This is a genomic window from Amycolatopsis sp. NPDC088138 (genome assembly GCF_044741685.1).
Classification (GTDB): Bacteria; Actinomycetota; Actinomycetes; order Mycobacteriales; family Pseudonocardiaceae; genus Amycolatopsis.
Map to the genome: position 1 here is coordinate 514,742 of NZ_JBIUTB010000006.1, position 15,945 is coordinate 530,686.

Annotated in this window: 19 protein-coding genes and 1 tRNA gene; 10 read left to right on the forward strand and 10 right to left on the reverse strand. The window is 72.6% G+C overall.

Annotated elements, in window-relative coordinates; translation table 11 throughout:
• Positions 1 to 314: 314 nt before the first annotated feature.
• Both ACIOD2_RS34270 and ACIOD2_RS34275 read right to left on the reverse strand, forming a co-directional pair.
• On the reverse strand, positions 315 to 1,316 hold the full coding sequence (locus tag ACIOD2_RS34270; RefSeq protein WP_400547646.1) for a helix-turn-helix transcriptional regulator: 1,002 nt from the start codon (positions 1,314 to 1,316) through the stop codon (positions 315 to 317).
• Between the two features lie 49 nt (positions 1,317 to 1,365).
• Positions 1,366 to 1,638: a hypothetical protein gene (locus tag ACIOD2_RS34275; RefSeq protein ID WP_400547649.1), complete on the reverse strand. Its 273-nt coding sequence runs from the start codon at positions 1,636 to 1,638 to the stop codon at positions 1,366 to 1,368.
• A 508-nt stretch (positions 1,639 to 2,146) separates the two neighbouring features.
• On the opposite strand from ACIOD2_RS34275, the gene ACIOD2_RS34280 reads away from it, so the two are divergent.
• From ACIOD2_RS34280 to ACIOD2_RS34295, 4 genes are read left to right on the forward strand one after another with little or no spacing between them, the layout of a single operon-like run.
• The gene (locus tag ACIOD2_RS34280; protein WP_400547652.1) at positions 2,147 to 3,544 is read left to right on the forward strand and encodes a fatty acid desaturase; all 1,398 of its coding nucleotides are present in this window, start codon (positions 2,147 to 2,149) and stop codon (positions 3,542 to 3,544) included.
• Complete coding sequence (locus ACIOD2_RS34285; protein ID WP_400547655.1) at positions 3,544 to 3,732, forward strand: ferredoxin; 189 nt, start codon at positions 3,544 to 3,546, stop codon at positions 3,730 to 3,732. The genes ACIOD2_RS34280 and ACIOD2_RS34285 overlap by 1 nt, the downstream gene beginning before the upstream one ends.
• Positions 3,729 to 4,874 (forward strand): NAD(P)/FAD-dependent oxidoreductase, encoded by a 1,146-nt coding sequence (locus ACIOD2_RS34290; protein WP_400547658.1) that lies wholly within the window; start codon positions 3,729 to 3,731, stop codon positions 4,872 to 4,874. Before ACIOD2_RS34285 ends, ACIOD2_RS34290 begins: the two co-directional genes overlap by 4 nt.
• A 1-nt stretch (position 4,875) precedes the next feature.
• Entirely contained in the window at positions 4,876 to 5,502 is a 627-nt protein-coding gene (locus ACIOD2_RS34295) for a TetR family transcriptional regulator (protein WP_400547661.1), read from the forward strand.
• A 64-nt stretch (positions 5,503 to 5,566) separates the two neighbouring features.
• Here the strand turns inward: ACIOD2_RS34295 and ACIOD2_RS34300 are convergent, their stop codons facing one another.
• From ACIOD2_RS34300 to ACIOD2_RS34320, 5 genes are all read right to left on the reverse strand, one after another.
• Positions 5,567 to 7,303, reverse strand: coding sequence for a pyruvate dehydrogenase (locus tag ACIOD2_RS34300; protein ID WP_400547664.1), 1,737 nt, complete (start codon positions 7,301 to 7,303; stop codon positions 5,567 to 5,569).
• 42 nt (positions 7,304 to 7,345) lie between these two features.
• A complete protein-coding gene (locus tag ACIOD2_RS34305) occupies positions 7,346 to 8,197 on the reverse strand; it encodes a haloalkane dehalogenase (protein ID WP_400547667.1) in 852 nt (283 codons plus the stop codon).
• Between the two features lie 10 nt (positions 8,198 to 8,207).
• Positions 8,208 to 8,666 (reverse strand): MarR family winged helix-turn-helix transcriptional regulator, encoded by a 459-nt coding sequence (locus ACIOD2_RS34310; RefSeq protein WP_400547670.1) that lies wholly within the window; start codon positions 8,664 to 8,666, stop codon positions 8,208 to 8,210.
• A gap of 61 nt (positions 8,667 to 8,727) precedes the next feature.
• Positions 8,728 to 9,948 carry a kynureninase gene (locus tag ACIOD2_RS34315; protein ID WP_400548882.1) on the reverse strand — a complete coding sequence of 407 codons (1,221 nt, stop codon included), beginning with the start codon at positions 9,946 to 9,948 and terminating at the stop codon, positions 8,728 to 8,730.
• Positions 9,945 to 10,328: a DUF5997 family protein gene (locus ACIOD2_RS34320; protein ID WP_400547673.1), complete on the reverse strand. Its 384-nt coding sequence runs from the start codon at positions 10,326 to 10,328 to the stop codon at positions 9,945 to 9,947. The genes ACIOD2_RS34315 and ACIOD2_RS34320 overlap by 4 nt, the downstream gene beginning before the upstream one ends.
• 41 nt (positions 10,329 to 10,369) lie before the next feature.
• On the opposite strand from ACIOD2_RS34320, the gene ACIOD2_RS34325 reads away from it, so the two are divergent.
• Positions 10,370 to 11,113, forward strand: a complete 744-nt coding sequence (locus tag ACIOD2_RS34325; RefSeq protein ID WP_400547676.1) for a LysR substrate-binding domain-containing protein — start codon at positions 10,370 to 10,372, stop codon at positions 11,111 to 11,113.
• Between the two features lie 13 nt (positions 11,114 to 11,126).
• Here ACIOD2_RS34325 and ACIOD2_RS34330 read toward each other — a convergent pair whose 3' ends face one another.
• On the reverse strand, positions 11,127 to 11,408 hold the full coding sequence (locus tag ACIOD2_RS34330; protein ID WP_323331519.1) for an isoamylase: 282 nt from the start codon (positions 11,406 to 11,408) through the stop codon (positions 11,127 to 11,129).
• 207 nt (positions 11,409 to 11,615) lie between these two features.
• Between ACIOD2_RS34330 and ACIOD2_RS34335 the strand changes: the two genes are divergently transcribed.
• Both ACIOD2_RS34335 and ACIOD2_RS34340 read left to right on the forward strand, forming a co-directional pair.
• Positions 11,616 to 12,131, forward strand: a complete 516-nt coding sequence (locus tag ACIOD2_RS34335; RefSeq protein ID WP_400547680.1) for a hypothetical protein — start codon at positions 11,616 to 11,618, stop codon at positions 12,129 to 12,131.
• Positions 12,132 to 12,176: 45 nt separating this feature from the next.
• A complete protein-coding gene (locus ACIOD2_RS34340; protein WP_400547683.1) occupies positions 12,177 to 12,359 on the forward strand; it encodes a hypothetical protein in 183 nt (60 codons plus the stop codon).
• Between the two features lie 164 nt (positions 12,360 to 12,523).
• On the opposite strand, the gene ACIOD2_RS34345 is transcribed toward ACIOD2_RS34340, so the two are convergent.
• Positions 12,524 to 13,525 carry a hypothetical protein gene (locus ACIOD2_RS34345; protein ID WP_400547686.1) on the reverse strand — a complete coding sequence of 334 codons (1,002 nt, stop codon included), beginning with the start codon at positions 13,523 to 13,525 and terminating at the stop codon, positions 12,524 to 12,526.
• 190 nt (positions 13,526 to 13,715) lie between these two features.
• Between ACIOD2_RS34345 and ACIOD2_RS34350 the strand changes: the two genes are divergently transcribed.
• Complete coding sequence (locus ACIOD2_RS34350; RefSeq protein ID WP_400547689.1) at positions 13,716 to 14,678, forward strand: hypothetical protein; 963 nt, start codon at positions 13,716 to 13,718, stop codon at positions 14,676 to 14,678.
• A 55-nt stretch (positions 14,679 to 14,733) separates the two neighbouring features.
• Entirely contained in the window at positions 14,734 to 15,207 is a 474-nt protein-coding gene (locus ACIOD2_RS34355; protein ID WP_400547692.1) for a hypothetical protein, read from the forward strand.
• A gap of 53 nt (positions 15,208 to 15,260) precedes the next feature.
• Here the strand turns inward: ACIOD2_RS34355 and ACIOD2_RS34360 are convergent, their stop codons facing one another.
• Entirely contained in the window at positions 15,261 to 15,533 is a 273-nt protein-coding gene (locus tag ACIOD2_RS34360) for a hypothetical protein (protein WP_400547695.1), read from the reverse strand.
• A 178-nt stretch (positions 15,534 to 15,711) separates the two neighbouring features.
• On the opposite strand from ACIOD2_RS34360, the gene ACIOD2_RS34365 reads away from it, so the two are divergent.
• Positions 15,712 to 15,785: transfer RNA gene (locus tag ACIOD2_RS34365), tRNA-Ile, on the forward strand.
• Positions 15,786 to 15,945: the final 160 nt, after the last annotated feature.

Genomic DNA, 15,945 nt, shown 5'->3' on the forward strand with positions numbered 1-15,945 from the left:
AAGCAGACACGACGATGGGACACAGTGGCCGCCGTCACTCGTCTTCGCCTCACCCTCCGTGTTGCCGCAGTATCGATCAGGGTCCGTTTTTTACCACGAACTACTGAGGAGCGGTGTGGCTGACCCGGCCCGCGGACGGTTGTCCGGCGTTGGGCGAACACCGTTTACCGTCCGCGCCGGGGTTGTTACCGCCATTTGCGCGGGTCTCGGCGCCGCACGCCAATTCGCACTAGAGGGGACTACGCCGAACGGGTGAAGATGAATTCGTCGGGAGTGATCGTCCCGGTAGGGCAGCGCGAGTGCCCCGGTGCGCGCTACCGCCGTTCGGGTTCTTCGACGATTTCACCAGATTCGGCGTCCGTCCAGGCGATCAGCCGCCGCGCGAGGCCGCGAACTTGATCACGCAGCGCGTCCGGCTCCTCGACCGTGAACGGGCGGTCCAGGGACGCGAGCAGCGACGGCACCCAGTCCAGCCGCTCGGCCCGCAGCCGGACCCGCACCCACTCCGGTTCGCCCGGGATCGCCGCCACGGTCGCGATCCCGGCCGGCAGCCGCGGCCGGACCTGCTCGGCGCTCGCCCGCACCCGCACCGAGACGTCGTGCGGGCGCGGCACCTCCGCGAGCCCGGCGAGGACCCGCTCGCCGGGCTCGAACCCGTCGGGCACCGTGAAGGAGCCGGCCGCGGGTGTCGCGGACGCGATCCGGTCGAGCCGGAACGTGCGCACCTCGCCGCTGGCCGAGTCTTCGCCGGTGACGTACCAGCGCCCGGAGTGGGCGACGATCCCGTACGGGTGCACGGTGCGCTCGCTGCGCCGCCCGTCCCAGGCGGTGTAGGCGACGGCGACGGGCCGCCGGTCCCGTGCCGCTTCGGCGAGCGTCAGCAGCACGGTCGTCTCGGGACTCGTGCCCGTTCGCGCGGGAGCGGTGAAGTCGAGGGTTTCGAGCAGTGCGTCCAGCTTCCGGCCGAGCGCCTCGGGCAGCACGCGGCGCACCTTCGCGGTCGCGCTTTCCCGCGCGACGTCGGAAGTCGTGGCCAGCCCGGCGCGGTCCCCGGCGACCAGGCCGAGGAGCACGGCGAGCGCCTCGTCGTCGGTGAGCATCAACGGCGGCATCCGGAACCCGGGCGCGAGCCGGTAACCGCCGTAGCGGCCGCGGACGGTCCGGACCGGGACGTCCAGGTCGATCAGGTGGGCGGCGTACCGGCGGACGGTCCGCTCGTCCACCCCGAGCCGGCCGGCGAGCTCGGTGACGGTGCGGGTGCCGCCGCCCTGCAGGATCTCCAGCAGGGCGAGCACCCGGGCGGTCGGTCGCGTCACGTGCCCGAGTCTGGCACGGATACCGGGCGGATCCGGCCCGGTATGCGAGCTAGCCCTGGTCCTCCTCGCGGACCGGCAGCGGCCGGCGTGGTTCGCGGACCCCGGCAGGATCGCCGCCACCGGTGATCCAGACGGTGACGGTGCCCCAGCGGGCCAGCGTCGTCCCGGCCGCGGGCAGCTGCGCGACAACGCGGCCGTTCAGGAGGGGATGGGGGCTGTCGGGATCGGGCCCCTGCACGAAAAGTCCCGCGTCATGCCCGGAAAGCCAGGCATCAAGCGCCTGCCTACCTTGGAAGTTCGGCACGATGACCGGTTCGTCCACCTGAGCTCACCCAGTCCCAAAATACCGGATGCGGGCGGCCGTGGCGAGGTCTCACTCGCAGCTTCGGCCGCTGGTGTTCGCCGGCCACGACCTCGCGCCCCCCGCCCTGCCGGGCCGCTTCGGGCCGGGCCGAGGTGGCCGCGGCCCTCGAGGCCGGGCCGAGGTACGAGGACTTCGAGCCGTACGGCCGCGAGCCGAAGTTCTGCCTGTGGCCGAGCGCCCAGGTGTGCTCACCGACCGGATCGCCTGCCGGTCCGGGCTTCCGCGGCCGAGGCGCCGGCCGCCCGGCAGCCGCGCGACCTGGCCTGACCCGCGCCACGCCCGAGAAAGCCGTGAATGGCCCATTGAGGGACTCTGAGTCCCTCAATGGGCCATTCACGGCTTTGGCTTGCCCGGGAGTCGCGGGAGCTGCGCTGACAGCCCACTCGGTTGACAAAGATGTGGGTCTTGTCAATCGAGATGTACATCCTCTATCGTTTTGTAAACCCAGCCAACGGAGGAGGGTGTGATGAGCGAAGCGACCGGGACCGTGCCCGCCGGGTCGACCGAGGTGTGGCGCGATCGCAAGCGGTACCTGTGGCTGATCGGGCTGGTGGTGCCGTCACTCGCGTTCCTCGCCATCGGGCTGCACGCCGCCACCGGCTGGGGGGTCTGGTTCTGGATCGGGCCGATCGTGATCCTCGTGGTCGTGCCGCTCATCGACCTGGCCGCCGGGCTGGACCGCAGCAACCCGCCGGACGACGTGCTCGAGCGGCTCGAGAAGGACCGCTACTACCGCTGGATCACCTTCGCCTTCCTGCCCATCCAGTACGTCGGTTTCGTCGCCGCGTTCTGGCTCGTCGCCCGCGGTGAGCTGTCCGTTGTGGACAAGATCGGGCTGGCGATCTCGATCGGCTGCATCGGCGGGATCGGCATCAACACCGCGCACGAACTGGGGCACAAGAAGGAGAGCCACGAGCGCTGGCTGTCGAAGATCGCGCTGGCGCAAAGCTTCTACGGCCACTTCTACATCGAGCACAACCGTGGCCACCACGTCCGGGTCGCGACGCCGGAGGACCCGGCCAGCAGCCGCGTCGGCGAAAGCTTCTACCGCTTCTGGCCGCGCACCGTCTTCGGCTCGCTGAAGTCCGCGTGGCGGCTGGAGCGCAAACGCTACGCCCGGCGCGACAAGCACCCGTTCCGCATCGGCAACGACGTCCTCAACGCCTGGCTGATGTCGGCCGTGCTGTGGGCCGCGATGATCGCCTGGCTGGGCATCGGCATCCTGCCGTACCTGGTCATCCAGGCCGTGTTCGGCTTCTCGCTGCTCGAAGTCGTCAACTACATGGAGCACTACGGCATGCTGCGCCAGCGCGTCGGCGCGCCTGACCGCCGCCGGTACGAGCGCGTGGATCCCAGCCACAGCTGGAACTCCAACAACATCGCGACCAACGTCCTGCTCTACCACCTGCAGCGCCACAGCGACCACCACGCGAACCCGACCCGGCGCTACCAGACGCTGCGCGACTTCGCCGAGTCGCCGGTGCTGCCGACCGGGTACGCCGGGATGATCGTGCTCGCGCTCGTCCCACCCGTGTGGCGCCGCGTGATGGACCCGCGCGTGCTCGGCCACTTCGACGGCGACCTCTCCCGCGCGAACCTGCAACCGTCCAAAAAGGACAAGATCCTCGCGCGGTACGGCACCCGCGTCACCGAGCAGCAGCAGCTCCAGGACACCCGCGGCGACGCCAGCGAAGGCGGCATGTGCCCGGGCTGCGGGTACGTCTACGACGAGAAGCTCGGCGACCCGCGCGAGGGCTTCCCGGCGGGGACCCCGTGGTCGGCGATCCCGGACTCCTGGTGCTGCCCCGACTGCGGCGTCCGCGAGAAGGTCGACTTCGTCGCGCCGGGCCGGGTGGGTGCGTGATGCGGATCGAAGCGGACCGCGGCAAGTGCGACGGCCTCGGCATGTGCGAGGCGATGGCGCCCGACTTCTTCGAGGTCGGGGACGACGGCACGGTCGTCGTCCTCGACGAGCGGCCCGGCGAGGACCACCGCCAGGACGTCGCCGCCGCGGTGGACTCCTGTCCCGTGCTGGCCCTGAAACTGACATGACCCTCGTCGTCGTGGGCGCGTCACTGGCCGGGCTGCGCGCGGTCGAGTCCGCGCGCCGCACCGGCTACCGCGGCCGGATCGTGCTCCTCGGCGCCGAGGACCACCTGCCCTACGACCGGCCGCCGCTGTCGAAGGCGTTCCTCGACGCCGGCGGCCCGGCCGTGGTGACGCCGTTCCACCCGGAAACCGTGCTGCGGGACGAACTCGGCGTCGAACTCATGCTGGGCGCGCCCGCCGAAAGCCTCGACACAGCCGCTCGTGCGGTGACGGCCGGCGGTGCTGCGATCCGGTACGACGCCCTGGTCATCGCCACCGGCGCGACCGCCCGCCGGCTCCCGGGGGCACGTGCGCTGCGGACCGCCGAAGACGCCGTCGCGGTGCGCGCCGCGCTGGACGAGGGCGCGCGCACCGTCGTGATCGGCGCCGGGTTCATCGGCTCCGAAGTCGCGTCGGCGGCCCGGAAACGCGGCCTGCCGGTGACGCTCGTGGAGGCGGCACCCGTCCCGCTCGTCCGCGCGGTTGGCGCGGAGGCCGGGGCGGCGCTGGCCGGGCTGCACGACGCGGCGGGCACCGACCTGCGGCTCGCCACCGAGGTCGTCGGCGTCGGCAACGGCGTCCACCTGGCCACCGGCGAAGTCCTGCCCGCGGACCTGGTCGTCGCGGGCATCGGCGCGGTCCCGGCGACGAGCTGGCTCGAGGGCAGCGGCCTGACGCTGCACGAGCGTGACCGTGGCGTGGTCTGCGACGCGACGCTCGCCGCGGGACCCCCCGGCGTCTACGCGGCCGGCGACGTCGCGCACGTGGTGAACCCGCTGTTCGACGGCGAGCCGATGCGCCTGGAGCACTGGACGAACGCGGCCGAGCAGGGTGCGGCCGCCGCTCGCCACGCGCTCGACCCGGCGTCGGCGCGCGCTTTGCAACCCGTGCCGTACTTCTGGTCCGACTGGTACGGCCACCGCATCCAGTTCGTCGGGACGCCGCACGCGGACGAGGTGCTCGTCCAGGGCGGCACCACGCTCTACCGGCGCGCCGACCGGGTCGTCGGCGCGCTGACCGTCGACCGGCCGCGCGAGATCATGAAGCACCGCAGGCGGATCGCGGCGCGCGCCCCGTGGTCCGAAGCGCTGAAGGCCACCGCCTAGGATGCGCACCATGAGCGGGGCGGTTCCGGCGCAGGTCGAGGGTGGTCAGCACCGGCGGCCGATCATCACCGCGGCGATCGAGCTGACCGCGAAGTCCGGCTGGTCGGCGGTCACCATGGCGCGGCTGGCCGAGCTGGTCGGCGTCAGCCGCCAGACCGTCTACAACGAGATCGGCTCCAAGACCGCCCTGGCCGAGGCCATGGTCTCCCACGAGCTCGACCGGTTCCTCTCGGTCGTCTCGGCGGCGTTCGAGCGGCACCCGGACGACCTCGTCGAGGCGATGTACGACGCCGTCCGCGCGGTCCTGGAGCTGGCCGACGACAACATCCTGCTGCGCGCGATCGCGACGGCCACCCACGGCACCGACACCGAGCTGCTGCCGCTGCTGACCACCCGGGCGAGCATGCTGCTCACCGGCGCGAAGACCATGCTGGCCGCCCGCGTGGTGTCCTACCGCCCGGAGCTGACGGCCGAGCAGGTCGCGGTGGTGATCGACGTGGTCGTGCGCACGGTGCTCAGCCACGTGATGCAGCCGTCGGACACCCCGGCCCGCACCGCGGACGCCCTGGCCTGGGTGGCCGCGCGGGTCCTCGGCGTCGAGACGAACCCGCGCCTGCGCCACGCCTGAATGTCCTGAAGGGCACCCTCAGGGACAAATAAGCCCTGAAGGTGCCCTTCACGGCAATCGACCGTCAGGGTCGCGGGATGTTGCGCAGGTTGCTCCGCGCCAGCTCCAGCATCCGCCCGACGCCGCCCTGCAGCACCGTGCGGGTCGAGGCCAGCGCGAACCCCCGCACCTGCTCACCCGTGATGTGCGGCGGCAGCGAAAGCGCGTTCGGATCGGTCCGGACGTCCACCAGGAACGGGCCCGGCGACGCCAGCGCCCGCTCCAGCGCCGGTCGGACGTCAGCCGGGTCGTCCACCGCCACCGACTCCAGGCCGCACGCCGCCGCGATCGCCGCGTAGTCCGCCGTGCCGTGGTCGGTCTCGTAGAACGGGTAGCCCGCGACCATCATCTCGAGCCGGATCATGCCGAGCGAGCCGTTGTTGAACACGACCACCTTGAGCGGCAGGTTCTGCTCGCGGACCGTCAGCAGCTCGCCCAGCAGCATCGACAGCCCGCCGTCGCCGGACAGCGAGACCACCTGGCGGCCCGGCGCCGCGGTCTGGGCGCCGATCGCCATCGGCAGCGCGTTGGCCATCGAGCCGTGCCGGAACGACCCGAGCACCCGGCGCCCCGGCCCCGGCGTGAGGTACCGGGCGGCCCACACGTTGCACATGCCGGTGTCGACGGTGAAGATCGTGTCGTCGCCCGCGATGTCGTCGAGCTGCGCGGCGAGGTACTCCGGGTGGACCGGCCGCAGCTTCGCGATGTCCTTGGTGTAGGCGGAGACGACGTTTTCGAGCGCCTTCGCGTGCCGCCGCAGCATCTTGTCCAGGAACCCGCGGTCGGTCTTGGGTTCCAGCAGCGGCAGCACCGCGCGCAGCGTCGCCCCGACGTCGCCGGTGACACCCAGCTCCAGCGGCGTGCGCCGGCCCAGCCGTGCCGCGTCACGGTCGATCTGCACCGTGCGGCGGCCCGGCAGGAAGCTGTCGTACGGGAAGTCCGTGCCCAGCAACAGAAGCAGGTCCGCTTCCTGCGTCGCCTCGTAGCAGGCGCCGTAGCCGAGCAGCCCACTCATGCCGACGTCGTACGGGTTGTCGTACTGGATCCACTCCTTGCCGCCGAGCGAGTGCCCCATCGGCGCGTTGACCTTCTCGGCCAGCGCCAGCACCTCCGCCCGCGCGTCCCGGACCCCGGCGCCCGCGAACAGCGCGACGCTCCCGGCCCGGTTGATCAGCTCGGCGAGCTCGCGGACGTCGTCGGCGGCCGGCTCCTCGATCGGTGTGCGGTAGGCGAGCGGGCTCGTCCCGGTCTCGTGCGCGATCGGCCGGGCGCCGATGTCACCCGGGATCACCAGCACGGACACGCCGTGCTTGCCGACCGCCGTCTGCATGGCGATCCGCAGCAGCCGTGGCATCTGCGCGGCGCCGTTGACCATCTCGGCGAAGTGGCTGCAGTCGTCGAACACCCGCTCCGGGTGGGTCTCCTGGAAGTAGCCGGTGCCGATCTGGTTCGACGGGATGTGCGACGCCAGCGCGAGCACCGGCGCGCCGCTGCGGTGGGCGTCGTAGAGACCCTGGATGAGGTGGGTGTTGCCGGGCCCGCAGCTGCCGGCGCAGACCGCGAGCCGCCCGGTGACCTGGGCCTCGGCGGACGCCGCGAAGGCTGCGCCCTCCTCGTTGTGGGTGTGCACCCAGTCGAAGTCCGGGTGCCGCCGGACGGCGTCCGCGATCGGGTTGAGGCTGTCGCCGACGAGGCCGTAGATCCGGCGCACGCCCGCCGCGTACAGGACTTCGACGAGCTGTTCCGCCACAGTGGTGGCCATCAGGTGTCCCCTTCGCGCGGCGTCCGTCCTTGATCGACAGTATTACCGCAGCCCGTGGCCGTCCGCCCAGGCCGAGAGCTCGGTGGCGATCTCCTTCGGGCGATCTTCCTGGGCGTGGTGCCCGGCTTCGCCGCACGCGACGACGTCCAGCGCCGCGACGTTCTCCGTGCACCACCTCGTCATCGCTTCGCCAATGAGCAGGGTCGGCGAGCCTTCGAACGTCAGCAGCAGCTTCGGGACGTTTTCGCTGGACGCCAGCCACGCGTCGTAGGCCTCGATGCGCGTGACGAGCCCGGCCGGGTCGCCGCCGAGTGGCAGCTGCCGGGCCCAGGCGAGGATCGGGCGGCGGCTTCCGGGCGTCGGGAACGGGGCCAGGTAGGGCTCGAGGTCGGCGACCGGCGTGCGCACGCCGCCGGTGAACGCCTGCCGGACGAACAGGTTCTGCTCCAGCACCAGGTCCTCGCCGACACCCGGCGTGCGGATCTTCCGGGACCGTTCGGCCGCCTGCGGTGACAGGTCTTCCCAGGCCATCGGCTTGACGATCGTCTCGAAGAACGCCAGCCCGCGGACGCGGCCCGGGTGGCGCGCGGCGAAGTCGAACGCGAGCGCGCCGCCCCAGTCGTGCCCGACGAGCACGACGTCGTCCAGGCCGAGCGTGTCGAACCAGGCGTCGAGGTAGCGGGCGTGGTCGGCGAAGGCGTACGGGACGTCGGGCTTGCCCGAGCGGCCCATGCCGATCAGGTCGGGGGCCAGCAGCCGCCCGGCGCCGACGTGGGGGAGGACGTTCCGCCAGCCGTGCGACGACCCGGGGTTGCCGTGCAGGAACACGATCGGGGCGCCGCTGCCGGACTCTTCGTGGTGGATGACCGAATCGAGGACGGGGGTTTCGGGCATGGCCGTTCCTTCAGGAGGGATCCAGTGGGGTGTCGAGCAGGAGGGTGAGCTCGCGGACCAGCGCGTCGGTGCGTTCGCCCTCGCGGCCGCCGAGCGGGGCCAGCAGCCGGTCGAGCAGGGCGCTCACCGTGCTGATCGCCGGGCGCACGATCTCGCGGCCGTGGCCGGTGAGCGTCAGCCGGATGGTCCGGGTGTCGGCGGGGTCGCGGGTGCGCTCGATGAGCCCGTCGGCGTCGAGCGAGCGGGCCAGCTTGGAGACGTAGAGCGCTTCGAGCCCGGTCTGGTCGGCGAGCTCACGCTGGCTCGGCTGCCGGCCCGTGCCGTCGAGGCCGTACAGCGACGCCATCAGCACGTACTGGGCGTGCGTCAGCCCCAGCGGCGCCAGCGCGCGGTCGACGGCCACCCGCCACTTCATGGACAGCCGCCAGACGAGATAACCCGGCGTCGGCCCGTTCGATTCCCTGCTCATGGCCGATACAGTACATGGCTACTAAATACCCGGCTACTACTTTTGGTGGACCTGGCGGAGGTCAGGCCAGCTCGCGGATCCGGGCCATCGCGTCCCGGACCTCGGTGAAGCCGGTGGTCAGCGGGCTGAGCCCGAGCCGGATGCCGTCGGGGCGCCGGAAGTCGATGATCACGCCGTGCTCGATGAGCCGCGCCGACAGCCGCTCGGCGTCCGGGTGCCGCAGGGTGACGTGCCCGCCGCGGCGGTCGTCCTCACGAGGCGAAGCGATCGTGAAGCCGAGCGGGACGAGCCACGCGTCGGCGAGGTCGAGCACCCACCGGCCCAGCGCGACGGCCTTGGCGCGCACGCGCGTGATCCCCGCTTCGGCCAGCAGCGCGACGCCTTCCTGGACGCCGACCATGCCGAGCACCGGCGGCGTGCCGGACAGGGCGCGGCGGATGCCCGGCGCTGGCTCGTAGCGTGCCGCCATGCCGAACGTGTCGGCGGCGCCCATCCAGCCGGTGATCGGCTGGCCGAAGGCGTCCTGGTGCCGGGCGGCGACGTAGAGGAACGCGGGCGCGCCGGGGCCGGCGTTGAGGAACTTGTACGTGCAGCCGACCGCGAAGTCGGCCTCGGCGGCGTCCAGCTCGACCGGGATGGACCCGGCGCTGTGGCAGAGGTCCCAGACGGCGAGCGCGCCGCGCTCGTGCACCAGCCGCGTGATCCCGGCCAGGTCGGCGATCGCGGCGGACCGGTAGTCCACATGGGACAGCACGACCGCCGCGGTGCGCTCGCCGGTGACGGCCGCGACCTGCTCGGCCCCGAAGCCGTCCCACGGGTCGGCGTCGATCCACCGCACGGTCAGGCCCAGCTCGCCGGCGATGCTTTCGACAAGGAACCGGTCGGTGGGGAAGTTCGCGGTGTCCGTGACGAGCTCGTCGCGCCCCGGCCGCAGCGCGACGGCGGCCCGGATCGTCTTGTAGAGGCAGACGGACGTCGAATCGGCGACGATCGCCTGGCCCGGCGCGGCCCCGAGCGCGGCGCGGCCCAGCTGGTCCCCGATCCGCTCCGGCAGCGCGAGCCAGTGCTCGTCCCACGACCGGATCAGCCGCGAACCCCACTCCTGGGTGACGACCTCCTGCAGCCGTTCCGCGGTGGCGAGCAGCGGACGGCCGAGGGAGTTCCCGTCGAGGTAGGCGACGACGCCGGGGTCGGCGATCGGCACGAACCGCGCCCGGAACGGGGCCAGCTCGTCGGCGGCGTCGAGCCGCGCGGCCCGCTCGGCCGAGGTGTCCGCGGTCAGTTCGCCTGCTCCTTGACGTTTTCCTTGACCCGCGCGGTTTCCTTGCGCACGTCGGCCTGGATGGCGCGCTCGCGCTCCAGCCACTCGGGGCCTTCCGTCTTCAGCGCGTCGATCTGCTCGGTGGTCAGCGCGCCGGTGATGCCGCCGCGCGCGAGGCCGCCGATGGACACGCCCAGCCGCGCCGCGACCACCTGCCGCGGGTGCGGCCCGGTGCGGCGCAGCTCGCGCAGCCACTCGGGCGGGTCGGTCTGCAGCGCGTTCAGCTCGTCGCGCGACACGACGCCGTCCTGGAACTCCGGGGGCGTGGCTTCGAGGTACACACCCAGCTTCTTCGCCGCGGTCGCGGGCTTCATCGTCTGGGTGGTCTTGTGCGACGTCATGCCGACCAGGGTAGCCAGCGCCCGCCCGGTAACCTGACCCGGTGACCGGCCCGGACGTTCCCGCATCCTTCCGGCTCGCGTACGTCCCGGGAGCCACGCCCGCCAAGTGGGTGCGGACCTGGGCCGAGCGAGTCCCGGAAGTGCCGCTGCAGCTGGTGCCCGTGGCCGCCGCGGACGCCACCGCCCTCGTGCGCGAGCGCGGCGCCGAAGCGGCCCTGCTGCGCTCGCCGATCGACCGCGACGGCCTGCACGCGATCCCGCTCTACACCGAGACGACGGTCGTCGTCGTCCCCAAGGACCACATGGTCGCCGCGGCCGACGAAGTGGCCGTCGCGGACCTGGCGGACGACGTCGTGCTGAGTCCCCTCGATGACACGATCGAGTGGGATTCGCTCCCGGGTCGCCCCGCTTTGGAGCGGCCGGCCACGACGGCGGACGCGATCGAGCTGGTGGCCGCGGGCGTCGGCGTGCTGGTCGTCCCGCAGTCGCTCGCCCGGCTGCACCACCGCCGTGACCTCACCTACCGGCCGGTGGCGGACGCGCCGCAGTCGAGCGTGGCGCTGTCGTGGCTGGAAGACGAGACGACGGACCTGATGGAGGAGTTCATCGGCATCGTCCGCGGCCGCACGGTGAACAGCACCCGCGGGCGTCAGCCGGCGGCACCGGCTCCCGCCGAGCGGAAGGCACCGGCCCGCAAGCCCACCGGCGGGAAGTCCGCGAAGCCCGGCGCCGGGCGCCGCGGTGGCGCGGTGGCCAAGCGCGGGAAGCCGCGGCGCCGGTCCTGAAGCCCCGGTCCGTCTAGTCCGTCGCGCAGACGCAGTTGCCGTCCGCGCGGTGCGGGAGGTCCGGGTCGTCGAACCAGTGGCCGTCCTCGCCGAGGTAGCGGAACTGGAGCACGGTGCCCGGCACCACCTCGACCGACGTCGAGCGGCGGCCGTTGGACCGCGGCTGCAGGTGGTGGCGGCCGGGGGTCCAGTCGTTGAACGAACCCACGACGCTCACGCGCCCCGGCGGGGCGCCGATGGGCAGGCTGAAGGTGACGCGCCGGGCTCCGGCGCGGCTCTTGCTGATCTTGATCACTCGGCGGTGGCCCTTTCACGGGACGGTCGGGAGGGCGTGCTCGACGCTGAGCGCCGCCCATGATCGCACACCTGTGACGATTCGGTCACGAAGAGTGCTCAAAAGGGGGACACCGCCGCTCAACGGTGCGCCACCGACCGGGTGGACCTGCCGCCATCCATGATCATCTTGCTGTTTTTCGAGGCTTCCGGTGCAAAACTGGCTGCCGTGACCATCACCGTTGATCGTCTCGTCCAGGACCCGTGTTCCTGGCTCAGCGCCGCGACCCACGAGCTCGCCGACGCGCCACCGGCCGACACTCGAGCGGTGCTCCTGACGGTGTGGGACGGGCTGGCCGCCGCGCGGCTGGCCGGCCTGCACGCCGCCACGGCGTCGCCCGGCTGGCAGGCGCGACAGCGCTGCGCCGAAGCGGTCGAATTCGACCTCGCCGTGCAGCTGGCCAAGGACTGCACCGTCGCGCCCGGCCTGGCCGTCCCGGCCCGGCTGCCCGGGGCCGCGGTCGACTGGACGTCCGACCGGGCCGACGCCGCCGTCGCCGTGATCATCCGCTTCTGCCGCACGGCCGAGCGTGTCCTGCGCCGGGCCGGCGAGCTGCGGCCGGTGTGGGAGGACAGCCTCCTCGGCCCGGTCGCGCTGACCCGCTGGCTCGGCGACTGCTGGGCGGGCCGCCACACGTGCTGCCCGCTGCGGCTCCCGGCGCCCCCGCCACCGTGGTGGCGCTGAGCGTGTCCGTCAGGTGAAGGCGGGGCCGGCGGAGAGGAGCATCGGGTGAGACTGGCCGACGCCACCCGTTCGTCCCTGCGAGACCTGCTGGTGGCCGAACTGGCCGCCGCCGGCGCCCGGGCCCGCGACGCGGGCTGCCCACCGGAAATCCTGGCCGAGATCCTCGGCACCCGCCTGAATTCGGCCGCCGACGCCGCTCAGGCCCCCGACCCGCTCGATGGTCCGTGAAGGCCACATCGAGGGACTCAGAGTCCCTCGATGTGGCCTTCACGGATTTGGCGCCGGGGAGGTCAGCGAGTGAGCAGCGCCGGCACCGTGGCCGCCGAAGGTCTGGCTGGCTCGGGTCGTGTGTCATGCGTGGCCGGGCCTTCGGCAACTTGGCGCCGGGACGGTCAGCGGGCGAGCAGGGCCAGCACCGTGGCCACGATCCGGCCGAGCCGGGCCTCGTCGGCCAGTGCGGTGGCCAGCCAGTCGTCACGCGGGGATCCGCTGTGCGGCAACGCTTCGAGCGCGCCCGCGCCGAACACCACCCGGACCACCGCGGTCACCGCCGTCGCCGGGTCCTGGCCGCGGCCCAGCCGGGCCTCGATCGCGCGCAGGGCCTGCTCGGCGAGCGCGGTGAGCCGCGCGTCCTCGACTTCGTGCGGGCGCACCAGCTCCAGCGGCGACAGCTCGGCCGAGTTCTCGGCCGGCATCGGCGCGACCGGCGCGCGCTTGTGCCCGAGCGGGCGTTCGACGTGGGCGGTGTACCACTTCGGCCGGGTGCGCATGGCCGCCAGCACCGTCCGCACCTCGCGGTCGAGGGTGTCGCGCATGTCGTGGGTGGCCGGCTCGCCGGTGACCTCGGCGCGGCGCGCGGCCCAGCCGGCCAGTGGCCACAGCTCGCCGCCCGCGGTCGCCGGCACGCCGGCCCAGAGCAGGATCTGGACGGCGAGTTCGCCGAGCCACGGGTCGCGCCCGAGTGCGTCGCCCAGCCAGCCCGGCAGCCGGGGCCGTTGCAGCGCCCCGATTTCGCCGCGCCGCTTCCGGTGCGCGTCGACGGTCGCCGGGTTGAGCCGGGTGGCCAGCCAGCCCTCCAGGTTCTCGATCGGGTCCGTCGCGCGCCGCAACGCGTGCTCCACCACGGCTTCGACGTCGTCGTGGAAGCCGTCGAGGCAGTCCGGCCGCATCCACTCGAGCCCGCGCAGGCAGTCCGGGTGCCGCCGCTGCAGCTCCAGCGGCTTGGTGATCCGCGCGAACACCAGCGGCCAGGTCACGGTGTAGACCGCGCCGCGCAGCCGGGCCAGATCACGGGCGGGCGCCGCCGAAGCCGAGCCGGCGAGCCGCCCGGCGCGGGCCAGTTCCCGGACCCCGGCGACGTCGGCCGGTCCGGTCGGGTACGTGGTGCCGGGCAATCGATCCTCCAGATGCCTCGTCCGAATGCGCCACCAGGGCAAATGGTCGGCCAGCCGGAGGAGCGGAAAAGGCCGTCGCCAGGCCGAGTTCCGGGCCGACTGGCCAGGAACTGGCCACCCGGGAATCACCTGTTCGGTCCAGCGAATACGACCGATCGCGCGGAAGTCCGCGTGCCACAATCGGTTTCCGATGTCACATGACGGCGGCCTGAGCCGCGAACTGACCGCGCTGCGGCGGGGCTGGGGCCTGGAGACCGATGGCCTCCGGAGCCGCGTCGGCCCGCTGCTGTCCGCCTGGTGCGAGCTGCACCGCACGAAGAACGACCGGGAGGCGCGGCGCGTCCTGCGCGACGCGGTCGAGGCTGCGATCAAGGACTTCCCCGAGGGTGACCAGCTGGCGGTCCGGTTCGCGCTCTGCATCGAGCCGGGCGCGCAGCACCCGCAGCTGAGCGACCGCGTCGAGGTGCTGAGGGGGCGGCTGCGCGTCGCCGAGCGCACGGCCCGCCGGCGCATCGACCGCGCTTTCGCGAGGCTGGCCGCCGAGATCGAAGCGGAGACGCAGTGCGACCCGGACGAGCCGGACCCGGACAAGGGCTGGTTCGTCCGGCGGCTCAAGGCCGTCGTCCAGCTGGACAAGCCGGCGCCGAAACTGGTCGAGGAACGCCTGATCGTCGCGACCCGCGACGGCCTGAGCCGGATTTCCGCGCAGTTCACCGTGCCCCGCACCGAAGACGGCCGCGACGCCGAGCGCCACGTCGCCGCCGGCGTCCAGTACGGCGTCCGGATGGGCGAGCCGATCCGCGAGGGGCAACGGCACTTCCGCTGGCTGCTCGACCTGCCACGCCCGCTGGACAAGGGCGAGCAGCACTCGTACGCCCTGGAGTTCCAGGTCGACGACGGCCTGCCGATCCGCTCGTCGTACGCGTTCGTGCCCCTGGTGACGTGCGAGTCGTTCACGGTCCGCGTCCGCTTCCACCCCGACCGCCTGCCGCGCGTGGTGTGGCGGCTGGACAAGGTCCCGCAGTCGGTCCTGGCCGACCCGCCCCAGCCGGGCGCGGCGCTGCCCCTCGACGGGACGTTCGAGGTGAAGCAGGACTTCGTGGCCCCGCAGCTCGGCTACGCCTACGGCATCCGCTGGCTGGCGCACCCGTAACAGGGCGCGCGGTGGGAACGACCCTGGGTGGGTCGATCTCCAGGGGAGGCCCGTCATGGGAAACAAAGCACGAATCGCGCTCGCCGCGCTGGCCGGGGCATCGGTGGTCACCGCGGGTGTGGTGGTCTTCGCCGGCGCGTCCGCGGCCGTCGGCCCGTCGCCGGCGCCGATCGTCCAGGCCGCGCAGGCCAGCTGCCTGACCGACGGCAACGGTTTCTGCACCGTTTCACACGGTCTCGGCACGGTCCCGGACGCCGTCGTGGTGTCGCCCAACACGCCGAGCGCCTTCAACGCGTTCACGCTCAACACGGTGCTGGGCTCCTACACGCCGACCACGTTCCAGGTGCGCGCGATGTTCTCCCAGACGACGCCGAAGACCTTCGGCCAGATCTGGTTCACCTACGCCGCATACGGTTCCCCGGTGGCGACACCCACGCCGACGACTTCGGATACTCCGACCCCGACCCCGACTACTACTACGACGCCGCCGGCTACCTTGAGCCCGACCACTCCTCCGGCGGGCGGCTGAGCCCAAAGCCGACGGAATCCGCCGTGAAACCCTTGCCCGGCAACGACTTCAGGTCACCTGGGCCGTGGCGACGGCTTGTCTCGCAGTTCCTCGGCGAAGATGGCGTCGACGCGCGAACCGGCGCGCAGCAGGACCCGCGCCGCCGCGCGGACCCCGTAGCCCAGGGCGAACAGCAACAGCAGGCCCACGCCGATGGCCGCGGAGTTCGCCACGAGCGCCTCCCGGTACTGGTGCGCGAGGTAGCCGAGGCCGGCTCCGGCGATCAAGGCGTCGAGCAGTGCCAGCTGGAGGGCCCGGGACGGCGCGGCCCGGAGTGCAATGGCCATCGGGTCACCCTCCGCCGGGGCCGTTCAGCGGCAACGTCCTTGCAACCTAGACGAGCGTGCCCCGTTCGGCAGCCACGACAACCTGTTTGGCCTACCGGATCAGCCCGGATGGCCGCTGTGATAACTTGAACCGAACTGGGTCTTCTTTGCATCAGCAAATCCCCGTGAACCGGGGCCGGGGGCGGTAGCTCAGTTGGTTAGAGCAGGGGACTCATAATCCCTTGGCCGCGGGTTCGAGCCCCGCCCGCCCCACGAGGTGGGTCTTGCTGTTCGCAAGCCTTCGGGCTTGCTCCCGGTGCCCGCCGTATCTACCCGGGGGGCGACCCCCGGACCCCCGGTGCGCAACGCGTGTCCCGTCCGGCGGTTCAAGACATGCCTGAACGGGCCCGGCCGGGGATGCCCGGCCGGGCCC